An 8,380-nucleotide genomic window follows, 5' to 3' on the forward strand; every position below is an offset into this window, starting at 1 on the left:
TTTTTGTCGCGGAGTGAGATAAAATATATTATTGTAGGTATGATTTAGAAATGGAGTTACACATCTGAAAAGCCGGAGATATTCCTGTCCTGCAAGGTAAATTACCTATGGTATCGTCAATTAATCCTATTATAAAACCTTCCTTCCACCTATTGATATGAAATTCCATTCATGTGATAATAGAGCAGCTTAAGATTTAACTTAGGTAAATACTGAAACTCTGGAGGCACAAATGAGAATCTTCTACTATGCTTTGGTGTTAGTGTTGTCGGTGTTTATGGCATCTGCGGTTTTGTACGCGGAAAATATCGAAAACGGGGAAAAGCTCTTTAAGGACACTAAGTTAGGCGGGTCTGCCAGTGGAAAAAGCTGCAATTCCTGCCATGCCGCCGGAAAAGGAATTGACCTCGCAAAGTTCAACAATAGTTCAAACCCCGATGATATTGTCAATAAGTGTATCGTGGGCGCGCTCAAGGGTAAGGCGCTGGCAAAGGATTCCATCGAAATGAAGGATATGGTGGCGTATATAAAATCTCTTGGCAATAAGAAATAACAGAGCTTTCGGATTATGCCGATATATCAAAATCAAATCTAACCAGAGAGGTAAGCATGGGAATGGACAGACGGGATTTTCTGAGATTGATTGGAATAGGCGGCGCGGTGATTGTCATGGAGACAGGGAATTTAGTCAGCGCGGCAGACAAAATAGCGGCGCAGGACACACTCACCTTCGTTCAGTTGTCTGATACTCACTGGGGTTTCAATGATCCAAAGATAACCCCGGATTTTGCGGGCACACTGAAAAAAGGCATCGCACAGATAAACAGCATGAAATCGCAGCCTGATTTTATCATATTCACCGGCGACATAACTCACTCGACGGACGACCCAAAGGAACGGCGAAGGCGTATGGGGGAGGCCCGTGAAATCATAGGCGGGTTGAAGGTGAAAGATATTAAGATGATGCCTGGGGAACATGACGCTGGACTGGACAACGGTGAGGCCTTTCAGGAGTATTTTGGTAAGACCCATTACACGTTCCAGCATAAAGGTGTGCATTTCATAGTTGTGGATAATGCCTCAGATCCTAGTTCCAGCATTGGCGATACGCAGTTGCAGTGGTTAAGCGCTGAATTGGGTAAGCTGGACAAAGATTCGCGGATCGTGATTTTTGCGCACCGTCCCCTCTTTGACCTGTATCCGCAATGGGATTGGTGGACTAGCGACGGGGCCAAGGCCATAGATATCCTGATGCCATACAAAAACGTTGTCGTGTTTTACGGGCACATCCATCAGGAACACCATCACATGACCGGACACATTGAGCATCATGCGGCAAAAGGAATGCTGTTTCCGTTGCCGGCACCAGGGTCTGTCCCAAAACGTGTGCAACTTCCCTGGGATAGCGCGCACCCATATAAAGGTGTTGGATATCGGAGCGCTACGCCAAAGGCGGATGAGTACGGCTACGTGTTAACTGAGTTTCCAATCATAAAAATATAAGGAGGATATTTTATGAAAAAAATCCGTCTGCTGCAGATAGTAAGCGTTACCATGGCAATAGTTTTGGCCTATGCTTTAATTCCCTTGTTCTCTGACCGTTTGGCGGCGGAAAGTGAGTCCCTGCAAAATCAGCAGGCGGCGCAGGTAGAGACAATTAAAATTACCGCTAAAAAGTATGAGTATTCGCCACGAAAGATAAGATTAAAAAAGGGGGTTGAGGTGATCCTTGAGCTTACGTCACTGGACAGACATCATGGATTTAAATGTCCGGGTCTGGGGTTACGAGCCGATATTTACCATGGCGAAGTTACCAGATTGCGTGTAACACCTCAAAAAGCCGGTACTTACGAGTTCCACTGTGACAGCTACTGTGGAAGCGGCCATGAAGACATGTCAGGGGATATTATAGTCGAAGACTGACCTGCGTGCGGGGAGCCTGTGTAATTGAATACTACTGAATCCTGTGAGGCCATAAGAAGAAACCGCAACGACCTGTTGGCGATTCTCAATCAACTGAGAGTTGGTACTATAATGCTCGATGAACACGGCAATACCCTATTTGCGAGCAACCCCGTCCTCAATATCTTTGGAAAAACCGCCGATGAGACGGCAGGTATGCCCATAGAGAAACTTGTCCGGACAAACCGCGGCGACCTGTTTCAATCCATTGCCGACAATAGAGCCGGGAGGTTTACACTGGAGGCGGACTCTCCAGAGGGAAGACACTTTTGGCTGGAGGTGGAAGCTGTGGAAGACCCTGAGGATGCAAGAAGAAAAATCTTGTTCTTATACGACGTCTCAGAGGTATATGGACTCAGAAAACTCCTTAAAGGCAATGCGGGCTTTCATGGTATAATAGGAAAGGGACCCGCCATTGAAAAAGTGTTTGCCCAAATTAAAAGTATTGCCAGCGCCTACTGGACGGTACTTATCGAAGGTGAAACCGGAACGGGAAAAGAACTTGCGGCACGGGCTATTCACTCACTTGGCAGCCGAAAGGATAAACCCTTTATAGCCGTAAACTGTGCGGGTTTGACCGATTCCCTGCTTGCAAGCCAATTATTCGGACACACAAAGGGCGCTTTTACCGGGGCGGTATCGGCCCACAAGGGGGTGTTTGAAGCTGCGGAGGGCGGCACGGTTTTTCTTGACGAGATTGGCGACATCTCTATGAATGTGCAGGCAAACCTGCTGCGTTTTTTGGAGTCACACGAAATAACGGTGCTTGGTGAGTCCGTATCGAAAACTGTAGACGTCAGGATAATTACCGCTACAAATAAAAGTCTTTCCGAGGAAGTCCAAAAGGGGGCTTTCAGGGCTGACCTGCTGTATCGAATCAGGGTTGCACGCATAGCGCTTCCACCGCTGAGGGAACGCAGGGAGGACATTCCACTTCTGGCAAGCCACTTCTTATCTGTGGCTGCGGTGTTTTCCGGTAAAAAAATAACAGAGATAAGCGCTGGGGCGATGGCGTTGTTGTTGGCGTATTCATGGCCTGGAAATGTGAGGGAATTGCGCAGCGCCGTAGATTTTGCCGTAATTCATAGTGAGGCTTCTGTTATTCGTCCAGGGGACTTGCCGCCGGAAATTTCCAATTCCACCGAGGAAACATCGTATTTGCCGCTTGAGGGAATAAAAGACGAGCACGAAAGATTTTTGGAGGCCCTGCGGCAATCTAACGGCAACCGCTCACGGGCGGCACGCCTCCTTGGTATTAGCAGGGCCACCTTTTATCGCCATTTTTCACTTATTGAACGATAACTACGAGACATAATGTCTCATCTGATACACTCGTGATACGCCCAATACGTCTCATTTCATGGGTTGCGCCATACAAAAAACCGTTGCTTGTGGAAGTTCAGGCGTTGGCACAGTATTTGCTTTATTTAATATGTAGTTCGTTGACGCATATGTAGTTCGTTGACGCGTATGTAGTTCGTTAACGCGTAGGGTTGCCGAAGAGGCGGCGATAAATTGTGTTGAAACATAATGAGGCTAAAAAAGGAGGGTTTGCGATGTCAATACTAAAATGGTATCCAACAACGACGGTGTATGACAGGCTAGCTGGCACAACACTTGATGATCTGTTTCAGCATTTTCACCGCGGTTTGCTGACCGGTAATACGGAAACTGGAGACTTTACGCCGCATGTGGAGTTGCTGGAGAAGAAGGACAGCTTTGTTTTGAGAGTCGAGTTGCCCGGCGTCAAGAAGGAAGACGTAGATATCAGCGTGAACCTCGGTGTTTTGAAGATAGCTGGTGAGGTAAAGGGCGATGTGGAGGATGGCAGTGAATGCCGTTGCTCTGAAAGGACATACGGAAAGTTTCTACGGACATTTGAACTTCCCTCAACAGTGGACGCAGACGCCATAGCGGCTGTGCACGAGGATGGAATCCTTGAGATTTGCCTGCCCAAGAAGAAGGAAGCGCTGGTAGAGGAAAAGAGGATAAAAATCGCGTAACCGAGACGCGGTATTTGGCTGGAGTACTGAAGCCGCCAACGGGCGGCAGCCCAAACTCAACAGACAAACTTCGACGAAAATACAGGGTGAAGGGGGGGTTACCCCCCCTTCGTCGTTAATTCTTTTAATTCTTCTGTGGTTACTGGCGGTTAAAACTCATAATCTATGCTAATGGAGGTAAATACGCCCTGGAGCTTGTTGACGTTATACCAGTAGTTAATGTAGTCGTTAGGGGATGTCCAGTAGTAGTTGACTGCCCCTTTGATTTTCATTTTATTAAAATCAATAAGTCCGGTCTCCGTAGTCCGGGGCTTCAGAATTGCCATTATGCCTACGGTATTGGAGCTGAAGGCGCTTTGCCTGTAATCAACCGCGATATACTGGTCGGTTCTAACGTAATCACTGAGGGGTTTCGTAAAATCGGCCTTCGTCTGCGTATAGAATCTATACTTTGCCCCGATGGTAAAACTATTGGACAGGTCTCTGTACAGTTCCACATTAAACGTATGTGAGGCGATGTCCCAACTGTCTTTGAAAAATCTGTAAGAGAAGTGGACGGCCGTTGGGTCGTCAATAAGTTTGACCAGTTTTAGAGTCAGCGCGTTACCGGTACGGCTTGAGGGATAGCGCTCGTAGTCGGCAAAGGTGTCCGTGGTTATATATTCATAGGGGGATGCGAGAAACCCCGTGGTGTTCATAAACGTGTAAATAAGCTGTGCCGTGAAGGTCTGTGAGAGGATTTGTGTGGCCGAGAGGTCTATTTTCGTCTCGTCCCTTTTATAGCGCGGGAGTTCTCTGTCAAGGCCCGGCCTCCAGTAATCGAACGACTGGGATATGCCTAAGCCAAGGGCGGTGTTTTGTTCATTGAGTTGTCTTACGTAGTTGGCGTAGAATGAGCGTCCCGTGTAATCACGCTCAGTAGAGTAGTATCCGCCTAAGGTGAAGGCGTTGTCGCCGTCGTTATATGTGCCAAAAAGCGAGGGGGCGTAGCGAACGTCGTCAAAGAGCCTTATCGGAGTTGCGGATGTAACGGCATCAAGTTTCCCTATCCTTGAGCCTCTCGCTATTGTTGCCGCGGTTACGGCGTCTACATTCATCTTCACACCGATTAAAAATCTCTCCGTGATTTTTTTGTATATCGCTATGGCAGGCGAGTAAACCGAGACGTAGCCGTTGTCCCCGTAGTAATCATATGAAAGTGTGACTTTATCCTTGAGGCCCTCGGCGTACAGTATGGCGCATGATATGAGGATAACCGCAAGGGCGGCAAGAAGAATATGCCTTATTCTTATCTGCAGCCGCAACCCCCCTGAAACGAGCTTTCCCCACCCTCCGACGCCTCTCTGATTAACAACACATGTGTCTCATGCTCCGACGCCACCTCCATAGGGGTAAAGAGCATCTTATCCGAGGCAAGGCGCTCACGCTCATATGGTTTTACAACGGCAAGGTGTTCAGAGCACGCGGCAACGGCAAATAAAATCAATACGATTATGAAAAATCGTGGGATGAATTTCACCTAAGCGCCTCATCTATGGCCGACTTTAGTGTCCCGATGTTTGACGTGTTAAAAGAACCCATGAATATTCTGGCAAGTTTACCGTTTTTATCTATTAAGTAAGAGGCCGGCATTCCGCGGGGTTTGTAGTCCTTTGGCGAGGTCTTGTCTTTGTCGTAGAGGACAGTAAAATTCACCTTCTTTTTTGTCGCTTGCTCAAGTCCCTCAAGGAAACCGAAGGCCTTGTCCTTCGAATTATCTACACTTACCGCAACTATAATAAACGGTTTATCCTTGTATTGCTCCTGCAGATTAATAAATTCAGGCATCTCCGCCTGACAGCCATCGCACCAGCTCGCCCATATGTTCAAAAGCACTACCTTGCCTCTCAAATCTTTCAGGGCAATTGTCTTGCTAGCGTCGTGAAGCTCAGGCAGAGAGAACTCTATTGCCTGCTGTCCTTCCATCGGGATTGCTATGGCTGCCGCGGGTATTATCAATAATGCGGCAATCATCGCTATTACAATAGATTGTCTCATAACGAATCCTCCTTATTTACTGGCATATTCATTGGCATTTCGCACTGTTTACGTTCGGATACAAAAGCCCTGGCGCGCTATTTTGAGGTGTAGTGTTGTGGCAGGCGTTACATGAGTATCTGTTTAACAGGTCAGTCGGAGTCCCGCTGCTATACGAAGTGGTAAAGTCGTGTTTTAGCGCACTTGCGGCCAGTATCGTGCCGTCTGGGGCCAAAATACGCGTGAAATAACTGCCCTTTAGCGATGCAAGGCTTAAGAGCATAATTGCAAAGTTTCCTTTTCCGTAGTTGCCGCTTATGCCGGCATTCGTGTAGGTGGCGGTGTCATATACCGCGGTAGAATTATCATCAAGGAGTTGCAGCCGAAGAGATGAGACACATACGTTGTTGGAGTCGGTCGCACTCAAATATAAAGTCCCGCCAACGGTAAGCGCCCTGGTGGACGAAGAATCGGCGATACTGTGCATAACAACGCCTGAGTGTACTGGTGGCGGGAACATGCCGGTGGCCGACCAGGGCGCAGGGGTAGTGTTGGGGCGCGGGGCAGTGACAGCGTGTCCTGGGACTATACCAATTGACCTGGCCGACGTGGCGGCGTTATGGCACTGGAGGCAGTCTTTGCCCTGGTAGTGCGCCATGTTCGGATATAGGAGGCCTGGAGCGCCGCCTGACGGTACCAACATATGGCAGGCGTTACACGAATACATGTTATTGGGGTCGTTTGGGTAAGAGCTGTTATAGGCACTCGAAAACCTGTGTACCCTGTCGCTCTGAGCGATTAGCGAACCGTTTGAATCAAGCAGCCTGATATAATAGCTGCCCAGCAGGCCGGAGGACATCATCCTGCCTAAAATAAAGAGATTCCCCTTTGCGTTGTAACCTTTTGAGGAAGTGTCGGTATAGTATATCGAATCCACCGCCACGTTTGTGTTGTTGTCTATGAACTGAATCCGGATGATGCCGTTGCCGGCGGTGGTTAAATCATCTACATAGGCATAGTTCAAATCGTTGACGTTTGTAACAGAGGAGGCAACATACATTGTTCCGCCAATAACAAGACTTTCTGAGGATTGCAGCCCCGTATTATGGCACAAGAGGCAGTCCTTCGCCTGGTTATGCGAGTTGCCGGCTGTAGCGGTAACGGTGGAAACAGTGCCGGAAGTGACTGGTATCACGCCTCCGGTGCCACTGCCGCTTCCCCCTCCGCTACTGCCACCGCCCTTGTTAAAGCACGAAGTAAGCAGAGTTAACATCAGGACGGCCACTGCCGTTTCTATGAGTATTTTTTTCATCACAATTTCGTCACCATGAAGATATCAAAGAAAGTTTGCCGGTCAACAGTAACAGCCCCATCGTTAAAAGAAGGACGCCGCCAATGAATTCCACAACCGCAAAGAATTTACCAAACTTCCTGACAAAACCTATAAAACTCGTCCAGAACAGCCCCGCAATGAAAAAAGGGATCCCCAGTCCGGCGGAAAATAAGGCAAGAAATATCATCCCCTGATATACGGTCTCCTGTCTCGACGCCAACAGCAGTATCGCGCCAAGCACCGGCCCTATGCACGGGCTCCAGCCAGCCCCGAACGTAAGCCCGATGATAAAGGCGCTGAATATGCTTGCCCCCGTGTTTCTTTGTGCCTTGAGCTGCCGGTACAGCAGCAGGTGTGCCTGAAACAGATATAGCGCGGTAATAAAGGCCCACGCCCCGGCAATCATAAGGAATGTCTCTTTCTCCATCAGCTCAAAACAGAACGCTGTGACAAAAAGAAACCCTGCGCCGGAGAATATCTTTAAAAAATCATCCCTGAGAAAGAGATTAGTAAAGTGAAGGCCGAAGAATATAACCGTAGCTCCACCAATTCTGGATATAACCTGCTGAGAATCGGCAAAAAGCCGCCCAAGTGCGGTGGCCGTTGCCCCCATTATGATAAATACGAGCGAAAACCCGCCGATAAAAAACAATACCGGTATCAGGGATTTAAATGGTTGAACCTTTACCTGTGTGCCGGGCTCATCCGCCCCCACGCCTGTGATAAAGGACAGATACGCGGGTACTATCGGCAGGACACACGGGGCCAGAAACGTCACCACCCCTGCCGTAAAGGCTGATATATGAGTTAGTTCCAAGTTGGTCTCCTTATGCTTTACAACACGTTTTGAACGAAGTTTAGTGAGCTGACCCCACGCTATAATTGTATTGGGTCAGACAATGTTTTGTCAATACCCGGCATTCCACCGATCACGGTAAATTTGTTCTCCATCATAAGTAAGCGGTAGTTGCTTAGATTGTAATTGCTTATTTTGTTTTCATCCTTATCCCTTTTCCGTCATTCCGGCTTGCAGACTGTGTCACAATAGTAAAGCAGCCCCCCCCCC

General features: G+C 48.2%; 10 protein-coding genes. 5 read left to right on the forward strand and 5 right to left on the reverse strand.

Translation table 11 applies throughout. The annotated features are described in order from the left end of the window. The first annotated feature begins 232 nt into the window (after nt 1–232). The 5 genes from AB7D94_RS14940 (at nt 233) to AB7D94_RS14960 (ending at nt 3,965) form a co-directional block, all read left to right on the forward strand. Complete coding sequence (locus AB7D94_RS14940) at nt 233–553, forward strand: c-type cytochrome (protein ID WP_420266765.1); 321 nt, start codon at nt 233–235, stop codon at nt 551–553. A 56-nt stretch (nt 554–609) separates the two neighbouring features. Continuing rightward, nucleotides 610–1,503: a metallophosphoesterase family protein gene (locus AB7D94_RS14945; RefSeq protein ID WP_420266766.1), complete on the forward strand. Its 894-nt coding sequence runs from the start codon at nt 610–612 to the stop codon at nt 1,501–1,503. 12 nt (nt 1,504–1,515) lie between these two features. Then, nucleotides 1,516–1,923 carry a cupredoxin domain-containing protein gene (locus AB7D94_RS14950; protein WP_420266767.1) on the forward strand — a complete coding sequence of 136 codons (408 nt, stop codon included), beginning with the start codon at nt 1,516–1,518 and terminating at the stop codon, nt 1,921–1,923. 24 nt (nt 1,924–1,947) lie between these two features. Next, nucleotides 1,948–3,264 carry a sigma-54 interaction domain-containing protein gene (locus tag AB7D94_RS14955; RefSeq protein WP_420266769.1) on the forward strand — a complete coding sequence of 439 codons (1,317 nt, stop codon included), beginning with the start codon at nt 1,948–1,950 and terminating at the stop codon, nt 3,262–3,264. Between the two features lie 215 nt (nt 3,265–3,479). Next, complete coding sequence (locus AB7D94_RS14960; protein WP_420266770.1) at nt 3,480–3,965, forward strand: Hsp20 family protein; 486 nt, start codon at nt 3,480–3,482, stop codon at nt 3,963–3,965. A gap of 149 nt (nt 3,966–4,114) precedes the next feature. Here the strand turns inward: AB7D94_RS14960 and AB7D94_RS14965 are convergent, their stop codons facing one another. From AB7D94_RS14965 to AB7D94_RS14985, 5 genes are read right to left on the reverse strand one after another with little or no spacing between them, the layout of a single operon-like run. Continuing rightward, on the reverse strand, nt 4,115–5,269 hold the full coding sequence (locus AB7D94_RS14965; protein WP_420266771.1) for a DUF3570 domain-containing protein: 1,155 nt from the start codon (nt 5,267–5,269) through the stop codon (nt 4,115–4,117). After that, nucleotides 5,254–5,484, reverse strand: coding sequence for a DUF4266 domain-containing protein (locus tag AB7D94_RS14970; protein WP_420266773.1), 231 nt, complete (start codon nt 5,482–5,484; stop codon nt 5,254–5,256). Before AB7D94_RS14970 ends, AB7D94_RS14965 begins: the two co-directional genes overlap by 16 nt. After that, a complete protein-coding gene (locus AB7D94_RS14975; RefSeq protein WP_420266774.1) occupies nt 5,481–6,002 on the reverse strand; it encodes a peroxiredoxin family protein in 522 nt (173 codons plus the stop codon). Before AB7D94_RS14975 ends, AB7D94_RS14970 begins: the two co-directional genes overlap by 4 nt. A gap of 28 nt (nt 6,003–6,030) precedes the next feature. After that, nucleotides 6,031–7,293, reverse strand: coding sequence for a hypothetical protein (locus tag AB7D94_RS14980; RefSeq protein WP_420266775.1), 1,263 nt, complete (start codon nt 7,291–7,293; stop codon nt 6,031–6,033). A 10-nt stretch (nt 7,294–7,303) separates the two neighbouring features. After that, entirely contained in the window at nt 7,304–8,131 is an 828-nt protein-coding gene (locus AB7D94_RS14985; protein WP_420266776.1) for a cytochrome c biogenesis CcdA family protein, read from the reverse strand. Between the last annotated feature and the right edge of the window lie 249 nt (nt 8,132–8,380).

The sequence above is a fragment of the Candidatus Magnetominusculus dajiuhuensis genome, from assembly GCF_046044395.1.
Classification (GTDB): domain Bacteria; phylum Nitrospirota; class Thermodesulfovibrionia; order Thermodesulfovibrionales; family Magnetobacteriaceae; genus Magnetominusculus; species Magnetominusculus dajiuhuensis.

Excerpts from the sequence above, each read along its gene's own strand:
- AB7D94_RS14940 (WP_420266765.1), top strand. The coding sequence starts at position 233 with ATGAGAATCTTCTACTATGCTTTGGTGTTAGTGTTGTCGGTGTTTATG.
- AB7D94_RS14950 (WP_420266767.1), top strand. The coding sequence starts at position 1,516 with ATGAAAAAAATCCGTCTGCTGCAGATAGTAAGCGTTACCATGGCAATA.
- AB7D94_RS14975 (WP_420266774.1), bottom strand. The coding sequence starts at position 6,002 with ATGAGACAATCTATTGTAATAGCGATGATTGCCGCATTATTGATAATA.
- AB7D94_RS14980 (WP_420266775.1), bottom strand. The coding sequence starts at position 7,293 with ATGAAAAAAATACTCATAGAAACGGCAGTGGCCGTCCTGATGTTAACT.
- AB7D94_RS14945 (WP_420266766.1), top strand. The coding sequence starts at position 610 with ATGGGAATGGACAGACGGGATTTTCTGAGATTGATTGGAATAGGCGGC.